The sequence below is a fragment of the Paenibacillus sp. V4I9 genome, assembly GCF_030817295.1.
Classification (GTDB): Bacteria; Bacillota; Bacilli; order Paenibacillales; family NBRC-103111; genus Paenibacillus_E.
In genome coordinates, this window is the sequence record NZ_JAUSZE010000001.1 from 2517527 (window position 1) to 2542068 (window position 24542).

General features: G+C 46.8%; 11 protein-coding genes and 3 pseudogenes. 11 read left to right on the plus strand and 3 right to left on the minus strand.

Annotated elements, in window-relative coordinates:
* Positions 1–3 precede the first annotated feature (3 nt).
* Complete coding sequence (locus QFZ81_RS11465) at positions 4–1419, minus strand: spore germination protein (RefSeq protein ID WP_373463773.1); 1416 nt, start codon at positions 1417–1419, stop codon at positions 4–6.
* A gap of 367 nt (positions 1420–1786) precedes the next feature.
* On the opposite strand from QFZ81_RS11465, the pseudogene QFZ81_RS11470 reads away from it, so the two are divergent.
* Positions 1787–2640: pseudogene (locus QFZ81_RS11470) on the plus strand (SDR family oxidoreductase).
* Positions 2641–2649: 9 nt separating this feature from the next.
* Here QFZ81_RS11470 and QFZ81_RS11475 read toward each other — a convergent pair.
* A complete protein-coding gene (locus tag QFZ81_RS11475) occupies positions 2650–4305 on the minus strand; it encodes a GMC oxidoreductase (protein WP_307602822.1) in 1656 nt (551 codons plus the stop codon).
* 118 nt (positions 4306–4423) lie between these two features.
* On the opposite strand from QFZ81_RS11475, the pseudogene QFZ81_RS11480 reads away from it, so the two are divergent.
* From QFZ81_RS11480 to QFZ81_RS11525, 10 genes and pseudogenes are all read left to right on the plus strand, one after another.
* Positions 4424–5176, plus strand: a pseudogene (locus QFZ81_RS11480) (ThuA domain-containing protein); the annotation flags it as partial.
* Between the two features lie 84 nt (positions 5177–5260).
* Positions 5261–6289, plus strand: a pseudogene (locus QFZ81_RS11485) (aldose epimerase family protein); the annotation flags it as partial.
* 210 nt (positions 6290–6499) lie between these two features.
* Positions 6500–7525 carry a LacI family DNA-binding transcriptional regulator gene (locus QFZ81_RS11490; RefSeq protein WP_307444349.1) on the plus strand — a complete coding sequence of 342 codons (1026 nt, stop codon included), beginning with the start codon at positions 6500–6502 and terminating at the stop codon, positions 7523–7525.
* Positions 7526–7557: 32 nt separating this feature from the next.
* The gene (locus tag QFZ81_RS11495) at positions 7558–8442 is read left to right on the plus strand and encodes a carbohydrate ABC transporter permease (RefSeq protein ID WP_307444346.1); all 885 of its coding nucleotides are present in this window, start codon (positions 7558–7560) and stop codon (positions 8440–8442) included.
* Positions 8432–9262 carry a carbohydrate ABC transporter permease gene (locus QFZ81_RS11500; protein WP_307444343.1) on the plus strand — a complete coding sequence of 277 codons (831 nt, stop codon included), beginning with the start codon at positions 8432–8434 and terminating at the stop codon, positions 9260–9262. The genes QFZ81_RS11495 and QFZ81_RS11500 overlap by 11 nt, the downstream gene beginning before the upstream one ends.
* A gap of 94 nt (positions 9263–9356) precedes the next feature.
* Positions 9357–10706 carry an ABC transporter substrate-binding protein gene (locus QFZ81_RS11505; RefSeq protein WP_307444341.1) on the plus strand — a complete coding sequence of 450 codons (1350 nt, stop codon included), beginning with the start codon at positions 9357–9359 and terminating at the stop codon, positions 10704–10706.
* A 92-nt stretch (positions 10707–10798) separates the two neighbouring features.
* The gene (locus tag QFZ81_RS11510; protein ID WP_307444339.1) at positions 10799–14512 is read left to right on the plus strand and encodes a glycoside hydrolase family 31 protein; all 3714 of its coding nucleotides are present in this window, start codon (positions 10799–10801) and stop codon (positions 14510–14512) included.
* On the plus strand, positions 14509–15135 hold the full coding sequence (locus QFZ81_RS11515; RefSeq protein ID WP_307444335.1) for a thioesterase II family protein: 627 nt from the start codon (positions 14509–14511) through the stop codon (positions 15133–15135). The genes QFZ81_RS11510 and QFZ81_RS11515 overlap by 4 nt, the downstream gene beginning before the upstream one ends.
* Positions 15136–15289: 154 nt before the next feature.
* Entirely contained in the window at positions 15290–18571 is a 3282-nt protein-coding gene (locus QFZ81_RS11520; RefSeq protein ID WP_307602824.1) for a TIM-barrel domain-containing protein, read from the plus strand.
* Between the two features lie 55 nt (positions 18572–18626).
* On the plus strand, positions 18627–22481 hold the full coding sequence (locus QFZ81_RS11525) for a TIM-barrel domain-containing protein (RefSeq protein ID WP_307444331.1): 3855 nt from the start codon (positions 18627–18629) through the stop codon (positions 22479–22481).
* Between the two features lie 75 nt (positions 22482–22556).
* Here QFZ81_RS11525 and QFZ81_RS11530 read toward each other — a convergent pair whose 3' ends face one another.
* Complete coding sequence (locus tag QFZ81_RS11530; protein WP_307444329.1) at positions 22557–24479, minus strand: FAD-dependent oxidoreductase; 1923 nt, start codon at positions 24477–24479, stop codon at positions 22557–22559.
* Positions 24480–24542 lie beyond the last annotated feature (63 nt).

Below are 24542 nucleotides of genomic sequence, written 5' to 3' on the forward strand. Positions count from 1 at the left end.
TGTTCACTCCTGAGTTTGCTGTGAGCGCATTAATGTTCCGAGTGGCGCACGTATTAAAACATCCTTCAATTGTCGAGGCCTAAAAGGGCCAATAGGGCTTAAATAGGGCTGACCTAGAGAACGTAAATTCGCTAAATGCAGCCAAATGAGCATGAAAGCGATCATGATGCCGAATATGCCCATAATAGCTGCGAACAGCATGATTGGAAATCTTATAATACGCAGTGCAATGGCAAAGTTGTATTGGGGTATGGCAAAGGAGGCGATGCCGGTTAATGCAACAATGATTACCATGATCGGCGAAGCGATACCGGCATTGATGGCCGCTTCACCGATAACAAGCGCTCCGACGATGCTCACCGCAGAACCGACCGGACGCGGAAGACGAATTCCGGCCTCCCGAAGCAGTTCGAAAAAGAATTCCATAATGAATGCCTCAATGACAGCAGGGAAGGGAATCCCTTCGCGGGAGTTGATGACGGCAAGCAGTAATACGGTCGGAATTAATTCCGGATGATAAGTGGAAAAAGCAATATATATGCTGGGCAGGCCAACGGCAATCAACAATGCAAAAAATCTTAAGAGACGGATAAGGCTTGCAATAACGGTTCTTTGATAGTAATCTTCGCTCGATTGAAGCAGTTCGACTAACAAACCAGGGCAGATCAGGATGGATCCGGTCCCTTCAACGATCACGACAATTTTCCCTGATAGTAAAGAGGCAACGGCAACATCCGTTCTTTCCGTATAACGATATTGAGGAAAAGGAGAGTACACGGAATCCTCAATGACTTCTTCGATGTAGGAGGTTTCCAATATCTCTTTGTTCTGAAGCTTGGCCACTCTTTTTTGAAATTCGGCTAACATTTCGGGATTGACGGTTCCTTCCAAATAACCGTAAGCAACCTTCGTTTGTGTTTGTCCTGACGGTGGTAACATTTCAATTTTAAAATTAGATGTCTTTAACCGTACTCGTAACATTCCTATGTTTTTAGTTATATTCTCAACTGTGCTTTCACGTGGTCCTTGAACGACAGGTTCGCTCACCGATTCAGTAACTTGCCGTGTTTCAAGGCCTATCGCCTTGTAACTGAGCGCTTTGTTCCATTGGTCGAAGAAGATGACAAGATTGCCGTGCAGAACTTCGTTTATCGCGATATTGAAATCTTCGATCAATGTGGCACTTTGCGCAGAGGCGACATGGCGGTTGAAAAAAAAGTCGACATCCTCTGGAGTAACCATCGTTCCCGGTCCAACCTCATGTGTGACTAGATCTTGAAGCGATTCTTTAAAAAAGTTATGCTCTTTTTTTTGAATGAGTGATTCCGAAAAAATGGAGAATGCCGTATGCTTCATTTCGGGACCATATTGCCACTGGAGGAAGGTAACGTCATTGCACCGATCGAATACTTCCTTCATCCTTTGCAGGTTGTCCGACAAAAGTGAAGATATCTCTGCAATCGTTATAACACCCGACTCGGGAAGCTCTTCTTGATTCGGAGTGCGTGATTCTGTCAAAGGACTATAGAAGTTGTTTTGCTCCATGATTTTGCCGCGATTACGACTTTGGACAAGTCGTCTAAAAAAGTTCATAGGTGCCTTCCTTCCTTGGTGATTGTATTATTTTTGCCATAATATTGAAAAGTAATTCCTAGGAAAGGCAATGGGAGTTAATATCTTTTGGGCAATCACCCATTTGTATTTTGGGGAATACCCTGAAAGTAACAAATTCCGATGGAGGAATGATCATGTATTGAACTACGGTAAAGTAACGAAATGCGAAGATATACCCATTAAGCTCCGCTACAATATCAGCCTCAGCAGCCCGGTATTGAATCCATCATGATTCCAAGGCCCGTTTCTGAAAATCCCAATCATGTCGGAACCGGAAAATTACTGGGTAAAGTGGCCATTATTACAGGCGGGGATAGCGGCATCCATCGGGCGTGCAATTTCCTATTTGTTTGCGAAGGAGGGCGCTGATATCGTTGTCGTCTATCTCAATGAACATGGCGATGCTGCGGAAACGAAAGCCAAAGTCGAGCAGATAGGTCGAAGATGTTTGACGATTGCAGGGGATATTGGTTATGAGGACTTTTGCCGCGAGGCCGTGGGGCAGACTTTATCCGAGTTTGGACGCATTGATATTCTGATCAATACTGCTCTGAACAGCACGTTCAAAGCAGTATTGAACATATTTCCGCTGAACAGCTGGAACGTACATTTCGAACTAATTTTTTTTCATTCCTTTATTTTGCAAAAGCAGCCGTTCCCTATTTAAGGCCTGGAAGCACGATAATAAACACAAGCTCAGTTACGGCATATGTTGGCTTTGAACAATTAATCGATTACTCGGCGACCAAAGGAGCGGTTAGCGCCTTTACCCGTTCGTTAGCGTTATCTCTTCTCAAACGAGGAATCCGCGTTAATGCTGTAGCACCAGGTAGGACATGGACCCCACTCATTCCTGCATCGCTTCCTCCGGAGATGTATATGACTTTTGGCAGCGATAATCCGATCGGACGGGTGTGTCAGCCATTTGAACTTGCGCCGGCCTATTTATTCCTGTCATCCGACGAATCCAGCTATGCCGTGGGGATAACCCTTCATATCAATGGTGGGGAGTATTTAGCTCTTTAATCTTGATTATTACAGCTGTTTGATGATATGATCCGCCGTTCGAATCGCCAGAGCAACGGTTGACAAGGTTGGATTGGCGGCGCCAATAGAGGGGAGAACACTGTTATCGGCTATATATAGACCTGGTACACCGTGAATTTGTCCGTACCGATTCGTAGCTGAGGTGTTCGGATTATCACCCATGCGGCATGTTCCGGCTTCATGGTTATCCGCCCCGGGCGGCATCAAGCAAATGGCAGGTACCCCGCCCAGTGTGGCCAGACTTAAGCTCATAGCGGAGGAAGCACGCAGAATAGCGTCATACATCATACGAAGAATGGCTTCATCCTTTTCGCTGTGCGAGAAACTGACTTGTAATTCCGGCATCCCGAATTCATCCAACCTATTCGGGTCAATAAAGACCCTGTTTTCATAGCGTGATTCTACCCTGCCGGAAGCGCCGTAAAAGCTGATTTTCCACTCGTCCTTAATCGGCTTTTTATCGTACTGGTAGTTAAAATATTGTTCCGGTCCTTGCAGCTGCAGCTGATAAGGTTGGTCTTCAAGTTCTGGAACGATTATCCCCAATGCCCCTAATGGTTCAGGGAAATTCTTGGTGGTTATACTTGCAGTGGCAATCAAGTAGGAATGGTTTATAAGATACCGGCCGATTGCTTTTCCTGGAATCCTTGAATTCAGCAAAATACGCGGAGTTTGTAACGAGCTTGCCGATAATACAACCGTTTTCGCCTTAATGAAATGTGATTTCTTATCTGCGGTCATCACCCGAACGCCGACCGCTTTGCAACCATCGGTAATCACTTCTGCAGCATAGGTATTAACGGCCAGGTCAAAGGGACGACGATTCAAGGCTCTGGCAAATAAAACAATGGAGCTGAAAAATACATTGGAATGAAGCTTTCCGTAACGCGTTTCATCAAGGTCGGTGGCAACCGGAATATCGTCCGCATTGTAATATCCGTTTTCACGGAGCCGTTTCAGAAGAATCTGTGTAATCGACGAATCTTTCGTATAGGTATTTGTAACATTCATGATTTCTTCAGCAATATTGTAATAATATTCCATCTCATGCATGGAAACTGGCCATTCTGCTATGACGTGAGCGGGCATACGAGGAGAGACGGCTCCCCACAATATAGTTCTTCCACCCAAAGCGTAAATTAGTTTCATGCCGGAATATTGCGGGAGTCTGTTCCCGATCAAATCGGTTATTTGAGGCGGAGCATACAGCCTGAAGCTGTCTCCGTCAATGGTCGCTATATTGGCGACATGGGTGGGCAAGAAGAGGTCTCCTCTTTCCACGATCCCGATCTTTTTCCCATTTTCCCCCCATTGTTCGCACAATCTCCAAAGGGCAGCTCCTCCCCCTGCGCCTGAACCGACAATGAGAACGTCGTACTCGGTTGAAGCCATCTGCTCCGCGGAAGTGAGTGGAATCCAGGTAGAAAGAAATTGCTCCTGAGTTACAGGTGGGCAAAAAGGGGCAACGACCCTATTTTCAGTTACTTGCCTGGTTTGGGATGGAAGGTTGACGCGCTGGCCTGTGATGATTACATCAGACCTGTCAATGTGCGGATTCAGGGATATTATTTGTACCCATTCAACCTGATATTTATGTGCAATTGAAAGAAGTGTTTCTTCATGATCGGCTATATATATCCTCAAGAGTAACCACATCCTTTTAATTTCAAATATATGCTTCCCATACCTATGTTAATGACGTTCTCCCTATACATGGAAATTCTCATATCTATGCACCTATAAAGATGGAGGGATTTTATCGATGAAAGTAAGGATTGGAAGCGGACCGATGTTTGAAATGAAACCGATACAGGTAACCATTTGGAATGAATTTATTCATGAGCGAGCGGACCCGCAAGTAAAACGCATTTATCCAAATGGCATTCATCAAACGATTGCTGCAGGCATTGGTCCGTACGGGTTCCAAATACGAACAGCAACCTTAGATCAGCCGGAGCATGGACTATCAAATGAAGTGCTTAAGCATACGGACGTTTTGATTTGGTGGGGGCACGTGGCACATGAGCAAGTTGCCGATGAGATTGTCGAGAGAATTCAGGCAAGAGTGCTGCAAGGTATGGGGCTCATCGTCCTTCATTCCGCTCATCGATCGAAAATATTTCAGAAATTGATGGGGACTACTTGCAATTTGAAGTGGAGAACAGATGCTGAGCGGGAAAGACTGTGGGTTGTTGCCCCTTCTCATCCGATAACGGAAGGAATCGGCGAATATTTCGAACTGCAAACGGAAGAAATGTACGGAGAATTTTTTGATATCCCAGCGCCGGAAGAGCTTATCTTCATCAGCTGGTTTCAGGGCGGAGAAGTTTTCCGAAGCGGATGTGTGTATCAACGCGGACTCGGGAAAATTTTTTATTTCAGGCCGGGACACGAAGAGTATCCTACTTACCATAACAAAGACGTGTTGAGAGTTATAGCAAACGCAGCACGGTGGGCTGCGTCGCCCCATGGAGCTGAACCTGTATATGGACATATGCAGCCGATTGAGGAAATAAACATAGGGGAGTTTCCCTTGCCCGATCAAGCGAAAGCGGCTTCTGGCAGCATCTCCAGTCAATTTTTCGGTAAAACGGCAGAAGGCGAGTCGATATCCCTTTACACGTTAACGAATAAGAACGGCATGCAAGCCGCAATTATGAATTACGGAGCTATTATGCTGACCCTCAAGGTACCGGATCGAAACGGAAATCTGGAAGATGTCCTTCTTGGCTATGGGGCGCTGGAAGATTTTATACGTACCGGCAATAAGCCCTACTTCGGGACTGTGCTCGGCCGGTACGCGAATCGCATCGCAAACGGCCGGTTCACTCTTGACGGTGTGACTTACCAGTTATCCATAAATGAAGATCACAATACGCTGCACGGCGGGAAAAGGGGATTTGACAAGAGGGTCTGGGCAGCGGAAGAAGTGTACCACGAGGACTCAGTCGGACTCGCATTATATTATGTGAGTAATGATGGAGAAGAAGGGTTCCCGGGAAATCTTGCGGTAAAACTTGTATATACTCTAACGAATGATAATGAACTGAGGATGGATTTTACGGCCACGACGGATAAAAAGACTGTGCTGAATCTTTCTCAGCATAACTACTACAACCTCGCGGGTGCAGGAAATGGGGATATTCTAGGGCATATCGTTATGATTAACGCTGATCGGTTTACTCCGATCAAGGAAGGTCTCATCCCGATAGGGGAAGTGAGGAGTGTCGCAGGTACACCGCTCGACTTCCGTAATCCAATGGCAATCGGTGCCCGGATTCATAGCCAAGACCCGCAGATGAAATATGCAAGAAATGGTTATGATTTCAATTATGTTTTGAATCAGACCGGAACTTCAATGGGGTTGGCAGCGAGGGTGTATGAACCGAAATCAGGCCGCATGATGGAGGTTTACACAACGCAGCCCGCCGTTCAGTTTTATTCAGGGAATAACTTAAATGGAAGTGATATCGGAAAAGGAGGGAGCGTATATAAAAAGTACGGTGGGCTCTGTCTGGAGACTCAGCATTATCCTGACTCTCCGAATCATCCAAATTTCCCCAGCACGGAATTGCTTCCGGGTCAGATTTACAGGGAGACATCTATTTATAAATTTTCTATCATGTAGCAGAGGGCTCCAATTCTACAATTAATGTAGGATTGGGGCCTTTTTTAGTGCCTCGACAGAGCCAAGCTTCAAAATAGACATTAAAAATAATTTAGTTAAACGCATAACTGATAAATCAATTTAATGGCAAAAAGATAGCGCTATCATATTGTAATATCGACAACTGTGTCTTATAATCTAGTTAAACGTGTAACTAAAGAGGGTTGAGGAATGAAGAAACCAACAATAAAAGATGTGGCCAAAGTCGCAGGCGTTTCAGCAGCCGCAGTGTCCTATGCATTAAACGGCAGAACGGATAAAGTCTCCAGTGAGACGATCGAGCGCATTAAGAAAATTATTGAAACCTTAAACTACATACCGGACTTCTCGGCGAGAAGTTTAGTCAAAAACCAATCCAAGTTGATTGGCATCGTGATTCCACAGACGGAATCCCACAAACAGCTTATACTTGAAAACCCTTTCTACAGTGAAATGATAAGTGGAATTGAAGGCAAGCTTCGCGAGTATGGGTACCACCTCTTGTTATCTGGCGTTAACCAAGGAGAAAGTTATCTGGATTTATCCATTCAGCGTAATCTGGATGGTGCTATTATGATGGGTATTTATCCCGAACAGTTTTATGACGGCTTTAAGAAGATTAATATTCCGATTGTCCTGATCGACAGTTACATTAACGACAGTTATTTCAAGCGAATCGGCATTGATGACGAATACGGCGGATATTTGGCGACGAAATATCTGATTGATAAGGGCCACTCCAACATTGGACTCGTGACCGGAGCGATTCGTAAAGATGGTGTTGTTGAGAAACGTTTCCTTGGCTACAAACGTGCGATACGTGAAGCGAATTTCTTTTATAATCCGGACTATGTGTTTGAAGAATCCATGAGTTATGAACATGGTGTGGCTGCAGGACAGCTGATCGCAAACAAGTTTCCCGAAATCACCGCTGTATTTGCTACGGGCGATATGGTCGCATTCGGAGCGATTCGGAGCTTGGTGGACATGGGCAAAAAAGTCCCGGAAGATATCTCAGTCATTGGCTTTGATGATATCACGATGTCGAAAATGTTTATCCCGCCACTAACAACAATCCGGCAAAATATAACTGAAAAAGGCGCTATTGCGGCCGAGCACCTCATCAACATGATTCAAGGCGGCGTAGAGCAAGAAGCGAATGAAATCATGCTGCCGCTAACGATCGTAGAGAGAGCAACTGTTAGAGCCAAGGAATAATTAACACGTAGGAACCGGAAAAGGAGAACGTCATGGTCGGACAAAAGAGATTTTCTAAAGCAGTTGTCATTATCGGATTTTTATTGCCAAGTTTAGCGGGTTTGTTTCTGTTCCAACTCATCCCGATGCTTTCATCCGCTGTCATCTCCTTTACGAATTGGGATTTGTTAACCCCGGCGAAGTTCGTTGGGGTGGATAATTACACCGAAGCTTTGCAGGATGAGAAAACGCTTACATCGCTGATGAACATTCTTCAGTACATCCTTGGTTACTTGCCATCTGTTCTTGCTTTTGGTCTATTGTTCGCTGTTTTATTGAATAGGAAGCTAAGAGGTATTAAGCTTTATCGAATTTTCATCTTTGTGCCCGTCATCACCTCGTGGGTAGCTGTTTCCATCGTATGGCGCTGGCTGCTGAATGGACAGAGCGGACTCATTAACTACCTGCTGTCGCTAATCGGAATTCAAGGGCCTGTATGGCTGCAGGACTTCGTATGGGCAATGCCCTCAATTATCGCGGTGAGCGTATGGAAGGATATCGGTTATGTGACCGTCATACTTCTTGCGGGACTGCAGGATATTTCGGAGGATTATTACGAAGCTGCGACGATTGATGGAGCAGGTGGATTGCAACAGTTTTTTCGTGTAACGCTACCTCTTCTCACGCCGAGTATTTTTTTCGTACTTGTCATATCCCTCATCAATGGCTTCCAGCTCTTTGATCAGGTGCTAGTTATGACAGGTGGCGGTCCGGCTGGGCAAACGAGCACGCTTGTGCAGCAAATTTATGGGAATGCTTTTCAAAGCTATAAAATGGGCTTTGCCTCTGCGCAGTCATGGATCTTATTCGTAATTATTTTCGCCGTCACCATCGTTCAGCAGCAGCTTCAGAAAAGGTGGGTTACCTATGACAGATAATTATATGCCGTATCGGAACCTGCTTTCACATCTCATTTTGATTGTGGCGGCTGTCGTTCTCATGTTTCCTTTCGTCTGGATGCTGTCGGGTTCATTCAAGGATAACTTGGAAGTCGTCAGAATGCCGCCGAACCTAATACCCGATACATTTAAATTCAGTAACTACGTCGAGATTACGAAATACTTTCCGATCTATCGCTTTTTGGGCAACAGTGTAGGCGTTTCCTTAGTAACGACAGCAGCACAGATTGTTGTGTGTGCGATGGCTGCATTTGTTTTTGCTAAAATTCCGTTCCGCGGTAGGGAAACACTATTCGTTCTCTATTTGATCACGATGATGATTCCCATGCAGGTGACGATGACTCCACTCTTTATCGTATTTCAAAAACTGCACCTGACGAATACATATCTCGGTCTCATTTTGCCAGGAATCTTCAGTGCTTACGGGACTTTCCTGCTTCGACAACACATCATGACAATTCCTGATCCGTTGATTGAGGCGGCCAGAATGGACGGAGCTTCTTATTTGAGGGTGTTTGTGAGTATCATTCTTCCGCTTAGTAAACCTGCTCTTGCAACGCTAGCTATTTTTGCTTTCATGGCTTCGTGGAACAATTTTTTATGGCCGCTTATTATTACGAGCGATAAGGAGTTGATGACACTTCCGATAGGACTAAGCAAGCTGCAGGGCAGATGGGCGACGGAGTGGAACATTTTGATGGCGGGGAATGTGATCAGCTTTATACCGATTTTCATTGTGTTTTTGTTCGCATCGAAATACTTTATTAAGGGAATGACCATGAGTGGCGTTAAAGGATAATGAGAGGGGTGATGGAAGTCGTTTGAGAAGTAAGTGATGAAAATGACATTGATGAGTTAACAGAAGAAAATTCATAAGAAGAGAGGGTTTAAAGATGGTTACTAAAAAAACAGGTTGGGTCGTAGCGTTAGGTGTGGTTGTTTCTCTTGCAGCAACGGGGTGTGGAGCGGATACGAAAAAAGAAGCTGCGTCGACGCCAAAACAAGAGCCGACTGCAGCCGCAACGGCAGCGGCAACACCGGAGACAAAGAAAGAACCGGTTACACTCAAGTTCATGCAGTATACCGCCAGCGGTTCTCAAGAGCAGACGCTCGGCGATATGGTGAAGGCGTTCGAGTCGGCCAATCCTGACGTGAAGGTCAAAGTGGATATCGTCGATTACAACAACTACTACACGAAGCTCAATACACAGCTCGCATCGGGGGATGCGCCTGATGTATTTGAGGTTGGTTACGAAAACTTTGTCTCTTATGCAGCCAAAAATACACTAAAAGACTTGACGCCGATCATTGCGAAGGACACGACGTTCAAGCCGGAAATCTACAAAGGCCTTGCCTATGACTCTTTCAAGTATAGCGGTAAGCAATATGGAGTCGTAGAGTCATTTTCAGACGTAGTTCTTTTCTATAATAAGGACTTGTTCGACAAAAAGCAAGTTGAGTATCCGAAGGCGGATTGGACGTGGAAGCAAGAGCTGGAAGCGGCTCAAAAGCTCACCGACGCCAAAAGCGGCGTATGGGGAACCTACTCGCCAATTCAATTTTATGAGTTTTACAAAACAATTGCTCAGAATGGCGGAGGTATCTGGAGTGCAGATGGCAAGCCTACTGTAAACAGTAAAGAAAATATTGAAGCCTTGAACTGGATGCTGGATAAAGCGAAAAAGTATAAAGTGTCTCCAGCGCTCAATGACGATACCTTTAACCAACCGGATGCTGACTTAAACGCATTTAAAGCGGGTAAGCTTGCTATGCTGCGTGGCGGGATTTGGAACTTTGGCCGCTTTGCGGATGCTCCGTTCAAATGGGATATTGCACTAGAGCCTGGTAATACGAAGAAAGCACATCATTTCTTTGCGGATGGTCTTGTTGTTTCTGAAAAAACGAAAAATGCCGAAGCAGCCTGGAAGTTTATCAAATTCATGTCTTCCGATCCTTCTGTTGTCAGCAAACGGATTGAGAAAGGCTGGAGTGTACCAGCTGTTTCTGATGAAAAAGTCATGGAGGCTTATTTCAAACAAACGCCGCCAGCTTCAAAGAAAATCGTACTTGATGCATTGAATTCGCTTGTACTGACGCCAGTAGGTCCAATTCCGGACAAATGGAACGATTTGACTAAAGCGATCGGCGATGAGCTGGATAAAGCGAAATTGAAATCCGATTATACAGCGGAAAAAGCACTCAATGAAGCGCAAGCTAAGATTGAAAAATTAGTAACTAAATAGCGTAGTGCGGACATAGAGTCGGCAGGGAAGGGGCATTGTTGCGGCAACGGCCCCTTTCTCATTCATACACATAGGATGGAGTAGGAGGATTTATGGTGCAAACACTAGATTCAAATCAGAATGTTAATTACTCGCTAGATGAACATACAGGTCAGATTACGATCTCTGGGCAGCTTGCTACTTTTAGAGATATTGCTTTTTTGAGTTACGCGCTTATCCAGCGAGGTGAGGCGGAGCGTGTATTATCTGTGCTGCGTTTGATGAGCAGCGATCAATTTAAGGGACAGTTGGCGCTGACGGATGTGGCGCTTCGGATATGGGCTTTCGGTGAATATCTGAAGGTAACGGAAGATCAGGATTTTAGGTTGGAGATAGAAGGGATTGTCGAGGAAGCCACCTTGCTTCTAGATACCAATTGGCAGAAACCGCAGCCTCATTGGCTGCAGCGCGGGAACGAAGGCATTTATTTGAGCCATTTGGCAATGTACTTCGCTGCAGTTCAAGCCAATATTCAGAACGGAGTTGGCGAGCGGGGTGTGCGTTTGCTGAAGGCGATCCGTGAACTTGTCTTTGCCAGCTTCATTAAAGAAGGCCGAGTTGTTAGCGAATTGGGTGATACAGCGATTCATGGGGATATCATCACAGCGGCGATTCCATTCGGTATGCTGGGTATTGAAGACCGTATTCTGATCGAAGCGTTGTATAAACTGGAAGAAACACTTGTTAGTAAAGGTGTAAGATTCAAAGCTGGCGATACTTTGTATGGAGGTTGTGAGCGATCCGACCTTACCTGCCTGTTGGCGTGGTACTACGCTAAAAAAGGGGACACGGTTCGGGTGAAAGAACTGCTCTCTCATGTAGAGTCGCTTCAGAAAGAAGATTCGAAGCTGTATGAGGTAGACATTTCTACAGCCAAAGAGCCTTTACTGCTTACTTATTGGCGTGAACATGCAGGGGAACCACCCGTCAGTACATGGGGGGGCTTACTGTTGGAGCTTGCTCAGACTGCACTTGTTTCAGGTGATGTCCGTAGTGACAGTTTGGACAGCGTCTGTCTGGTGCATCAACCGACGGGTTACGATGACCCTTACGTCATCCTGCCTTACGAGCGGTTTCCCCGTCATCCCGAAACGGGGGATTCGGTGCTTGTACGCCTCTTGACGCAGCCTTTTCAGGCGAGTCAGGTCGTGACCGTGCAGGCCGCCGTCAATGGCATTCCGGCGGCCGAAGCCGTGACCGCCGTCATGAAAGTGACGGACGGCGGGGAAAAGGTCTGGGAAGCGCAGCTGGGCCCTTACCTCGCAGGTGACGAGGTCTGCTATGTATTTGTGCTTCAGAGCGGAAGCAAGTCGCTGAGTTCAGCGACTTACCGCTTTAAAGTGCGGGCATGGACGGCGCTGGAGCGCGTCCATGCGCTGTACGAGACGACGGATGGCTTCGTCGTCGAATTGGCTTACGGTGCGGAGGGTACCCGCACCGCTCAGCTGTCTTTCCGCGCCGATGCGAGCGGCGCGATCATGCTGACGTTCGCCGCACAGGGCGAACGTACGCAGGGCGCGCCTGCGCAGCGGGCGGCGCTAGCTGTTGGGCGCGCACGGCTGGAAGCCGAGGTGCGCGGGGGCAAGTTTGCGCTCGCGCTGCGCAGCACGGAGGGCGTGCTGATGGAAGGCTTCGCCGCCGAAGGGAAGCCGCTTATCGAGGCTTTAACCGATGGCTCGGGATGCCTGCATAAGCTTCGCTTGAACTTGAAAACTAGGCCGGAGCATCGCTGGTTCGGCATGGGGGAACGCTTCTCCCATTATGAATATTCGGGTCATGAAGTCGATCAATATGTGTACAATCAGTACCGGGATCAAGGCCTGAAGACTTACATGCCGGTTCCTTTTGCCATATCCTCCGGCGGATATGCGATTTTCGTGGATACAGCGCTTTATTCGACCTTCCGCTTTCATACACGTTTATCTGATCTTGTTGAAGTGGAAGTGGATGTGTCGCAGGCAAATCAACAGCTGGTTGCGTATATATTTGCAGAAGAGCCGCTCACGATGGTCGGACAGTTCACCCATCTGTCAGGCAAACCTGTATTGCCGCCGAAGTGGTCATTTGGACCATGGATGTCCAGTAATAACTGGGATTCCCAGGCAGAGGTTTTGAAACAGGCCGAGCTAACGGCGAAGTATCAGATCCCTTCTACCGTGCTAGTTATTGAGCAATGGAGTGACGAGGCGACGTTCTATATTTTTAATGATGCGCAATACAATGTCAAAGATGGTAACCAACCGTTTCGCTATGATGAGTTCCAGTTCCCAGAGTGGGGTCGTTGGCCGAATCCGAAGGGAATGGTCGAAGAGCTGCATGAGCAGGGTTTGAAGGTGCTGTTATGGCAAATACCCATTCATAAACATATGTATGGCGTTTCTCACGGTCAGCGCGATCAGGATGAAATTACGCTGCTGGAGCAAGGTTACTGTGTGAAAACGGCGGAAGGGGAGCCGTACACATTGCCTTATAACTGGTTTAAGGATTGTCATATTCTTGACTTTACGAACCCAGAAGCGGCGAAATGGTGGTTTAATAAGCGCCAATACCTCGCTGATGAAATCGGTGTGGATGGTTTTAAAACAGATGGCGGCGAGTTCGTCTTCGGTCACGATCTGCAGTTCTATGACGGCTCTACAGGCCGCGAAATGCGCAATTTGTATCCAAATTTGTATGTGGGCAGCTATTACGAGTTCATCCAGCAGTTTGCCAAAGATGGAGGTATTACCTTTAGCCGGGCGGGCTATACGGGAGCACAGCGGTACCCGATGCATTGGGCGGGCGACGAGCGTTCGACCTTCCAGGCTTTCCGTTCCTCGATGATTGCCGGGTTATCCAGCAGTATGTCGGGCATCCCGTTCTGGGGTTGGGATCTGGGTGGCTTTCATGGCGACATTCCGACGGCGGAGTTGTTTATAAGATCCACCCAAATGGCCGCATTTTGCCCGGTCATGCAGTATCATGCCGAAACGAAAGGCGAGTTCAATCAAGACAGAACGCCGTGGAACATTGCTGAACGTACAAATCAGCCGCTAGTCATCGATTTATACAAAAGGTACGCAGACATTCGAATGAACCTCTTGCCTTACATCTATGATCAAGCGATCCGTACCAGTCGAACAGGGCTGCCTATGATGCGTGCAATGTCCCTTCAATTCCCTGCTGATCCGCATTGCACTGAAATGATTAGTGAGTACATGTTTGGAGAAAGCTTGCTGGTCGCCCCTGTTACGGCGGAGGGTCATGGTGCTAAGGAGATTTATTTTCCGGAAGGGTCATGGTTATCATTGTTCGATCAAGAAGAGGTCCAAGGTCCGTGCCTGATGAAAGTTGCTGCACCTTTAGAGGCTGTTCCTGTTTATCAGAAACAGGATAGTGTCATTGCGCTCAATCTGGCTGAGAATTATTCACTTGGCGATCATGTGGGCAATAGAGTAAACGGCTATGAGCATTTATGTTTCCGAGTTTATGTTGTAAATGAGCTGCAGACAGAGTTTGAGGATGACTTAGGCAATCGTGTGACCATTTCAGCAAAAAGAGTCAGTGGTCAGATCCGTTTGCAATGGTCAGGCAGTATTAGCCATAATCAACCCATAACCTTTATTTTACATCAACCAGATGGCGTATCCGTCATTTCAAATTCTGAATCGGTACTGTCACCAGTCAATCATGTGGAACAACTGCTTCCAGGTCATTATTTGATTAGCCAAAAGAATCTGCTCATTACTGTCCCGGAATTGGCAGGAAGTCTGGTGATAGCGCAGTGATTTTGTTCGGGTTCCCTCACTGTGGAGATCACTCAAAGTCGTACCTTACTTGGAGCAGAGGATTGCCCGCTCGTGTTAGGTTCCAACCTGTTGAACTGAGTCAAGCCCAATTATCAATGCGCGAGGTTTCCTCTGATCTGTGGGAGCAGGCTCTGCACGAGACCTCCCAATACGTCAAGCAGCAGGTGATGCCTGGTGAAGAATACGTGTTTATCGGCCACTGCTGGGGCAGCTTGCTTGCCTTTGAGGCCAGTCATCGGTTGAAAGCAGAAGGCATTGCAGAGCCACGTCACTTATTTCTATCTGGCTGCAGCGCCCCGCACCTTCTTCGACCTCGCGGTGTACCGAATGGCATGCAGGGGGAGGCATCCGAGATTGGCTGTCAGCCTGTGGAGGAATATCGTACTCAGGTCAATCGAGAACCACTTCGTGCTAGATTCAGTGTTTTTACAGGCAAGAAGGATGAACATGCGCTTGTTGACCATTTGTCGGAGTGGAGCCGTTATACGGCGAAAATCTGCGATGTGCACGTTTGCGAAGGCGATCATCATTACTGGCAATCGGATTCAAACAAATGGCTGCAGCTCGCGCAGACGATTGTAGAAAGGGAATATCTGATGTAATCAAACGGCGGTCGCGATTGGTTAGGATTCGCGACCTCCCAACGATTGAAAGGGGGGATGCTTGGAGCAGCGAGTACATAGTGAGGATTAACGGTTTGAGCCTCTTAGTCATTCGTGTTAGAAAACAAATTTCGGTACGAAAGGGGAAGTGTTTATGTATGTACGGAAATTATCAGTGCCATTCCGATTTTCTCTCTCTTTTTTGGTCTGTTTCTGTCTCTTCGTCCCCCCGATTTATGCCATTGATGGTGTCCATCATGCGCCAAACGGTATCGATGATCTGTACGAGATTCAGGCGACGGAGCGCAGTCCAAGAGATCCTGTTGCAGGCGACACTGTGTATATCAAAATAACAACGTGGCCGATTGAATCTGGACAAACGGCTTGGGTGACCTGGACGAAAAATGGTGTCAATCAAGCTGCTGTCGGAGCAGCTTACAAATACAACAGCGGCAACAACACTTACTGGGAAGCGAACCTTGGCACATTTGCTAAAGGGGATGTGATCAGTTATACCGTTCGTGGGAACAAGGATGGCGCGAATGAGAAGACTAGCGGACCTTTTACTTTTACGGTAACTGGATGGGAATCTGTTAGTAGCATCAGCTCCATCACGAATAATACGAACCGTGTTGTGCTGAATGCGGTTCCGAATACAGGTTCTTTGACGCCGAAGATCAACCTGTCCTTTGCAGCAGATGATGTGCTCCGCGTACAGGTTTCTCCAACGGGAACAGGATCGTTAAGTAGTGGACTTAGTAATTACACGGTATCGGATACCGCCTCGACCACTTGGCTTACAACCTCCAAGCTGAAGGTGAAGGTGGATAAGAATCCTTTTAAACTTAGTGTGTATAAGCCTGATGGAACGATGTTGATTGCCCGTCAATATGACAGCACTACGAATCGTAACATAGCTTGGTTAACTAATGGCAGTACTATCATCAACAAGGTAGAAGATCATTTTTATTCGCCTGCTTCAGAGGAGTTTTTTGGCTTTGGCGAACATTACAACAACTTCCGTAAACGCGGAAATGATGTGGACACCTACGTGTTTAATCAGTATAAGAATCAAAATGATCGAACCTACATGGCAATTCCTTTTATGCTTAACAGCAGCGGATATGGTATTTTCGTAAATTCAACGTATTATTCCAAATTCCGATTGGCAACCGAACGCACCGATATGTTCAGCTTTACGGCTGATACAGGGGGTAGTGCTGCCTCGACACTGGATTATTATTTCATTTACGGAAATGATTTGAAAAATGTTGTGGGTAACTACGCTAACATTACCGGTAAGCCAACAGCGCTTCCGAAATGGGCTTTCGGGTTATGGATGTCAGCTAACGAGTGGGATCGTCAATCCAAGGTAACTACAGCCATTAATAACGCGAATACCAACAATATTCCGGCAACGGCAGTTGTGCTCGAACAGTGGAGTGATGAGAATACGTTCTACATTTTCAATGATGCTACCTATACCCCTAAAACGGGCAGCGCTGCGCATGCCTATACCGATTTCACTTTCCCGACAACAGGGAAATGGACGAATCCGAAAGCTATGGCGGACAATTTACATAGCAATGGGATGAAGCTGGTGCTCTGGCAGGTCCCTATTCAGAAATGGACTTCTACGCCTTATACCCAGAAAGATAATGACGAAGCCTATATGACTGCTCAGAATTATGCCGTGGGCAACGGCAGTGGAGGCCAGTACCGGATACCTACAGGTCAATGGTTCGAGAACAGTTTGCTGCTTGATTTTACAAATACGGCCGCGAAAAACTGGTGGATGTCTAAACGTGCTTATCTGTTTGATGGTGTAGGTATAGACGGCTTCAAAACAGATGGCGGTGAAATGGTGTGGGGTCGCTCGAATACCTTCGCAAACGGTAAAAAAGGTGATGAAATGCGCAATCAATACCCAAATGAGTATGTGAAGGCATATAACGAGTACGCACGCTCGAAGAAAGCCGATGCGGTCTCCTTCAGCCGATCTGGCACGCAAGGCGCACAGGCGAATCAAATATTCTGGTCTGGCGATCAAGAGTCAACGTTCGGTGCTTTCCAGCAGGCTGTGAGTGCAGGGCTCACGGCAAGTATGTCTGGCGTTCCTTATTGGAGCTGGGATATGGCAGGCTTTACTGGCACTTATCCAACGGCTGAGTTGTACAAACGAGCTGCCGAAATGGCCGCTTTTGCACCGGTCATGCAGTTTCACTCCGAGTCTAACGGCAGCTCCGGTATTAACGAGGAACGTTCGCCATGGAACGCGCAAGCTCGTACTGGCGACAATACGATCATTAGCCAATTTGCTAAATATACGAATACACGCATGAATTTGCTTCCTTATATTTATAGCGAAGCAAAGAAAGCAAGTGATACCGGTGTTCCGATGATGCGCGCTATGGCGTTAGAATATCCGACGGACACGAACACGTACGGTTTGACGCAGCAGTATATGTTCGGGGGTAATTTGCTCGTTGCTCCTGTCATGAATCAGGGAGAAACAAACAAGAGTATTTATCTCCCGCAGGGGGATTGGATCGATTTCTGGTTCGGTGCTCAGCGTCCTGGCGGTCGAACAATCAGCTACAATGCCGGCATAGATGATCTACCAGTTTTTGTGAAGTCCGGCAGCATTCTTCCGTTGAATTTGAACGCGCAATATCAGGTGGGTGGGACTATTGGCAACAGCTTGACGAGCTACACCAACCTCGCATTCCGCATTTATCCGCTTGGCACAACAACATATGACTGGAATGATGATATCGGCGGTTCGGTGAAAACTATAACGTCTACAGAGCAATATGGGTTGAATAAAGAAACAGTCACTGTTCCAGCGATTAATTCGACGAAGACATTGCAAGTGTTTACAACAAAACCTTCCTCTGTAACGGTGGGTGGTTCTGCGATGACAGAGTACAGCACATTAACTGCTTTAACCGGAGCATCGACAGGCTGGTACTACGACATGGTACAGAAATTCACCTACGTCAAGCTTGGCTCAAGTGCATCTACTCAATCTGTAGTACTAAATGGCGTCAACAAGGTGGAATATGAAGCTGAATTTGGTACGCAAAGTGGAGTATCCACGAACACGAATCATACGGGTTATACAGGTACGGGGTTTGTAGACGGCTTTGAGACTCTGGAAGATAATGTCACCTTCGATGTTTCTGTTAAAGCCGCAGGTACCTATACAATGAAGGTTCGATATTCATCTGGTGCAGGCAATGGCTCAAGAGCCATTTATGTGAATAACACCAAAGTGACGGACCTTGCCTTACCGCAAACAACGAACTGGGATACGTGGGGTACGGCTACGGTCAACGTCTCGCTCAGTGCAGGTCTCAACACGGTGAAAGTCAGCTATGATGGTACCAGTTCACTCGGTATTAATCTTGATAACATCGCGATCGTAGAGCAATAAAAAGCAGGGAGGGGATGTCCCTCCCTTATTTTCTAATCGAAAGGGAGTATCCATAATGAGTTCGCCAAACAAAGAAGTTCCACGTATCCTTGCTTTATTCACAGCATTTACGTTGTTTGGTTCAACCCTTACCTTGCTTCCTGTTTCTCCTGCTCAGGCTTATGTCAGCAGCCTTGGCAATCTCATCACTTCGAGCGTAACCGGAGATACCTTGACGCTAACTGTGGATAATGGTGCGGAGCCGAATGATGACCTCTTGGTTGTACAGGCGGTGCAAAACGGTATTTTGAAGGTAGATTATCGACCGAATGGCATAGCGGCAAGCGCGAAAACGCCGATGCTGGATCCAGACAAAACTTGGTCAGCTGTAGGGGCTATGATTAACACAGCTGCCAATCCAATGACCATCACGACCTCCAATATGAAGATTGAGATTACCAAGAACCCAGTTCGAATGACGGTCAAAAAGGCTGACGGCACTACACTATTCTGGGAACCATCCGGCGGAGGGGTATTCTCAGATGGTGTGCGCTTCGTTCATGGCTCCGGTGACAATATGTATGGCATCCGGAGTTTTAACGCCTTTGATAGCGGAGGCGACCTGCTGCGGAATTCGTCCAGTCATGCCGCCCATGCAGGTGAACAGGGAGATTCCGGTGGTCCGCTTATTTGGAGTACAGCGGGTTATGGATTATTAGTCGATAGCGATGGCGGATACCCATATACAAATGGCACAACCGGTCAGATGGAGTTTTATTATGGTGGCACCCCTCCTGAGGGACGTCGTTATGCTAAGCAAAACGTGGAGTATTATATTATGCTCGGCACCCCGAAGGAAATCATGACCAGCGTTGGGGAAATCACGGGCAAACCGCCAATGCTTCCTAAGTGGTCGCTTGGGTTCATGAACTTTGAGTGGGATACGAATCAAACGGAATTTACGAATAATGTGGATACGTATCGTGCTAAGAATATCCCTATAGATGCTTACGCCTTCGACTATGACTGGAAAAAATACGGGGAAACCAACTACGGCGAATTCGCGTGGAACACGACAAATTTCCCTTCTGCTTCTTCTACTTCACTAAAGACAACAATGGATGCTAAAGGCATCAAAATGATCGGAATTACGAAGCCTCGAATCGTTACGAAGGATGCTTCTTCGAATGTGACGAGCCAGGGGGCGGACGCGACAAACGGTGGTTATTATTATCCGGGTCATAACGAGTATCAGGATTATTTCATCCCCGTAACTGTACGCAGTATCGACCCTTATAATGCCAGCGAACGTGCCTGGTTCTGGAATCATTCCATAGATGCGCTCAATAAAGGGATCGTTGGTTGGTGGAATGACGAAACGGATAAAGTATCTTCCGGTGGAGCTTCGTATTGGTTTGGCAACTTCACAACAGGCCATATGTCTCAGACCATGTACGAGGGTCAACGGGCTTACACGAGTGGAGCCCAGCGTGTTTGGCAAACATCTAGAACTTTCTACCCAGGTGCCCAACGGTATGCGACTACGCTTTGGTCTGGTGATATTGGCATTCAATACAATAAAGGCGAACGGATCAACTGGGCTGCTGGGATGCAGGAGCAAAGGGCAGTTATGTTATCCTCAATGAACAATGGCCAAGTGAAATGGGGCATGGATACCGGCGGATTCAATCAACAGGATGGCACGACGAACAATCCGAATCCCGATTTATACGCACGGTGGATGCAGTTCAGCGCTTTAACACCTGTTTTCCGTGTACATGGGAACAACCATCAGCAGCGCCAGCCCTGGTACTTCGGATCGACGGCGGAAGAGGCTTCCAAAGAAGCTATTCAGTTGCGGTACTCCTTGATCCCTTATATGTATGCCTATGAGAGAAGTGCTTACGAGAATGGGAATGGGCTCGTTCGACCTTTAATGCAGGTATATCCATCGGACGCTGCCGTTAAAAATTATACGGATGCTTGGATGTTCGGTGACTGGCTGCTAGCTGCACCTGTGGTAGATAAACAGCAGACGAGTAAAGATATTTATTTGCCGTCTGGTTCATGGATTGACTATGCGCGAGGTAATGCAATAACTGGCGGTCAAACCATCCGTTACTCGGTTAATCCGGACACGTTGACAGACATTCCTCTTTTTATCAAAAAAGGTGCCATTATTCCAACACAGAAAGTGCAGGATTACGTTGGGCAGACTTCTGTCACTTCTGTTGATGTGGATGTGTTTCCGGATACGACGCAGTCGAGTTTTACGTATTACGATGATGATGGCTCCAGTTATAACTACGAAGGCGGTACTTATTTTAAGCAAAATATGACTGCGCAGGATATTGGTGCGGGCTCGCTAAGTTTTACATTAGGGGCAAAGAGTGGCAGTTACACGCCAGCTCTCCAATCCTATATCGTTAAGCTGCACGGTTCAGCTGGGACTACCGTAACGAATAACAGCGTGGCTATGACGTCTTATGCAAGCTTACAGGCATTAAAAGCTGCCGCTGGGGAAGGTTGGGCAACTGGGAAGGACATCTATGGGGATGTCACCTATGTAAAAGTCACGGCAGGTACTGCTTCTTCTAAATCTATTGCTGTTACAGGTGTTGCTGCAGTGAGTGCAGCTTCTGCGCAATTCGAAGCTGAGGATGCATCGCTTTCTGGCAATACGGTTGCGACAAAGGCTTCCATTAACACCAATCATACGGGATATACGGGAACTGGATTTGTAGATGGTTTAGGTAACGCAGGCGCAGGTGTCACTTTCTATCCAAAGGTGAAAACAGGCGGTGACTATAATGTCTCCTTACGTTATGCGAATGCTTCAGGCTCAGCAAAGTCTATCAGTATTTTTGTTAATGGAAAAAGAGTGAAGTCTACCTCACTCGCTAATCTCGCGAATTGGGACACTTGGTCTACGCAATCCGAGACACTGCCTCTGACGGCCGGTGTGAATGTAGTGACCTATAAGTATTACTCCGATGCGGGCGATACGGGCAATGTTAACATCGACAACATCACAGTACCCTTTGCACCAATCGTCGGTAAGTATGAAGCAGAGAGTGCTGAGCTTTCTGGTGGCAGCGCATTGAACACGAACCATTGGTACTATAGTGGTACAGCTTTTGTTGACGGTTTGAGTGCGGCAGGCGCACAGGTGAAATACAACGTGAATATCCCTAGCGCTGGGAGCTATCAGATAGCGCTGCGATATGCTAATGGCAGTGCAGCAACGAAAACGTTGAGTACTTACATCAATGGATCCAAGCTTGGACAAACCAGTTTCACGAGTCCTGGTACCAATTGGAACGTCTGGCAGGATAACGTGCAAACGGTGACTTTAAACGCAGGGGTAAACACGATTGCGTTTAAATACGACGCTGCTGATAGTGGGAACATCAACTTAGATCGCCTGCTTCTTTCAACTTCGGCAGCGGGAACGCCGGTTTCTGAGCAGAATCTGCTAGACAATCCTGGTTTCGAGCGTGACACGAGTCAGAGCCATAACTGGGTTGAGTGGCATCCAAGCACGCAAGCCGTTGCTTATGGCGTTGATAGCGGCTCAACAACCAATCCGCCGGAATCCCCATGGACGGGTGATAAGCGGGCATACTTCTTTGCAGCAGGCGCTTATCAACAAAGTATTCATCAAACAGTCAGTGTTCCTGTTAATAATGTTAAGTACAAATTCGAAGCTTGGGTCCGCATGAAGAACACGACGCCGACGATAGCCAGAGCCGAAATTCAAAATTATGGCGGATCTGCCATTTATGCCAACATCAGTAACAGCGGTGTTTGGAAATACATCAGTGTAAGTGATATTATGGTGACCAATGGTCAGATTGATGTTGGATTTTACGTGGATTCACCTGGGGGGACTACGCTTCACTTTGATGATGTGCGTGTGACCAAGCAATAAACAAACAACCAGCTCTCCCGCGAATGGGAGGGCTGGTTGTTTGTTTGTTAGGATAATCCATCCATGTTGGGCGGATTAAACATTTTGAAGTGCTTGCTGAACTTCTTGCACAATGGATAGCGCCGCGGTGCGGGCACTAGAGAATGCGCGTTCTGCAAGCTCGCCCTTACCCGTACAGCCGTCTCCGCAGAAGTAGAAAGGCACGTTTTCAACGCGTATCGGCAGTAGATTATTGGAAGCGATGTTTTTCACGCTGGATACCATCGCTTTCTTTGAAACCCGTTTTACGGCTGTGACATCGCGCCAGCCTGGATAATGTTTATCAAATAGGGCTTCCATTTGGAGGTTCTTTTCTTCTAGATACGCTTTACGCTGCTCCTCGTTTTCAAAGCGGTCGCTTAAGTATGCGATACCCTGCAGCAGCTGCCCGCCTTCTGGTACAAGTGTATGATCTGTCGCTGAAACATCGCTGATGAATAGCTTGTTATCCATGTCGCTGATGTAACTGAATGGTCTCGCAACAACACGGCTTAACCCAACGTCGTACACCATAACTTCGGTTGCGGTATTAGACTCATATGGAGCTAGGAATGGCTCCCATGCTGTACCCTTCAGGAGCTTGACGACTTGTTGAACTGGCATAGCGAAAATTACTTTGTCAAAAGCGACTTCACGGTTTTTGGTTTGCAATACAAATTTGCGATCCGCATACCGGAGGTTCTCTACGCCTTCTTGAAGGGCAATTTCCCATTTGCCGGACGTAGTCAACTTTTGTTTAAGCTGATTCGTGATAACGGCCCAGCTTCCCAATACATAATTAACGGGCTTCGAGGAAAGGAACAAGTTGTGATAGTATTCGCTGATTACTGCTCCTGATACGTTGCGAGCATCCTCAGGCGTAATGAAAAAGTTGGAGCAAACCAGATGCTCCCATAACTCTTTAACATCCTCGTCCGCATTGGACTCTGCCAAATAATCAGCAAGAGTTGCGTAGTTTTTTAAGTTGTGAATATTCGCGATAATGGCTGTGATTTCACCAACGAATCTTACTTTTTGCATCGTGCTGAGTAGATCAGTTCTTAAGAGGTTTATCGCGTCGAGTGGTGCTGGCGTAAGTTGATTATGTTTCGCATAAAAAACTTTGCGTTTATCTACTTGCTTAGAAGAGAAAGATAGTCCCAATTCACGTTCCATGTTTGTTAACGTATGTCGATCAATCCCATAGATGGCATGTGCGCCATAGTTGAGTGTAAATCCTGCTTTTTCGTAAGTAAAAGCCCGTCCTCCAAGCTGCGGGCTGCGCTCGAAAAGGATACCTTCGGCATGCGGATTCTCAGATAAATAAGCGGCTGCTGTTAATCCTGCCAAGCCTCCGCCAATAATAGCTACTTTCATTTTGTTTTCCTCCTTGGGGACTGGTTCTACCTGCAGAGATGCGTAGGGTTCGCTGGAGCGCAAACCTACCCAAAGCCAGGCTAAGTTGTTTTTCATCATGGAGAGTAAGTCGGCGTCATCTTGATTGCACCAAGTACGGACCGTTCCCGTATAGATGCAAACGAGCAGTTCAATTTTTCTGGGTTCAGGCAGCCAATGTAATAAACTTTCAGATAATACGTTTAATTGCTGCTGTTCTTCCGTTTTTACGGTTTCATTTTGTAAGGATAAAGCTTGTAAGCTTCGGACTAGCCGTGGTGAGGAATGAATGTTGGACGCTAAGTCTAAGAATAAGCGATTAATATGTCCTTCAAGGGATTGGACCTTGGAGGGAGGCTGCTTCACCCATTCTTGAATCAATTGAATTTGTTTACTGTAAAGCGCTGAAATGATGGCATCTTTGCTTTTAAAATAATGATAAAACGTTCCCTTTGATGATCCTGTCGCCGCGATGATATCGTCTACGGATACATTCTCATAGCCTTTTTCCATAAACATGGTTAAGGCGACTTCCATCATCACATCACGCTTTTTGCGGGTGGAGGCTCTCATGAATTGGCTCATCCGCTCACTCCATTCCAACCATCGATTTACTCTTATTATATGCAAAAATAGACTTTCAGTCTA

Bases quoted from the DNA above. Each gene is read 5' to 3' on its own strand.
- QFZ81_RS11500 (WP_307444343.1), top strand. From the start codon at position 8,432: ATGACAGATAATTATATGCCGTATCGGAACCTGCTTTCACATCTCATT.
- QFZ81_RS11505 (WP_307444341.1), top strand. From the start codon at position 9,357: ATGGTTACTAAAAAAACAGGTTGGGTCGTAGCGTTAGGTGTGGTTGTT.
- QFZ81_RS11520 (WP_307602824.1), top strand. From the start codon at position 15,290: ATGTATGTACGGAAATTATCAGTGCCATTCCGATTTTCTCTCTCTTTT.
- QFZ81_RS11510 (WP_307444339.1), top strand. From the start codon at position 10,799: ATGGTGCAAACACTAGATTCAAATCAGAATGTTAATTACTCGCTAGAT.
- QFZ81_RS11465 (WP_373463773.1), bottom strand. From the start codon at position 1,419: ATGAAGGAAGTATTCGATCGGTGCAATGACGTTACCTTCCTCCAGTGG.
- QFZ81_RS11525 (WP_307444331.1), top strand. From the start codon at position 18,627: ATGAGTTCGCCAAACAAAGAAGTTCCACGTATCCTTGCTTTATTCACA.
- QFZ81_RS11495 (WP_307444346.1), top strand. From the start codon at position 7,558: ATGGTCGGACAAAAGAGATTTTCTAAAGCAGTTGTCATTATCGGATTT.
- QFZ81_RS11490 (WP_307444349.1), top strand. From the start codon at position 6,500: ATGAAGAAACCAACAATAAAAGATGTGGCCAAAGTCGCAGGCGTTTCA.
- QFZ81_RS11530 (WP_307444329.1), bottom strand. From the start codon at position 24,479: ATGAGCCAATTCATGAGAGCCTCCACCCGCAAAAAGCGTGATGTGATG.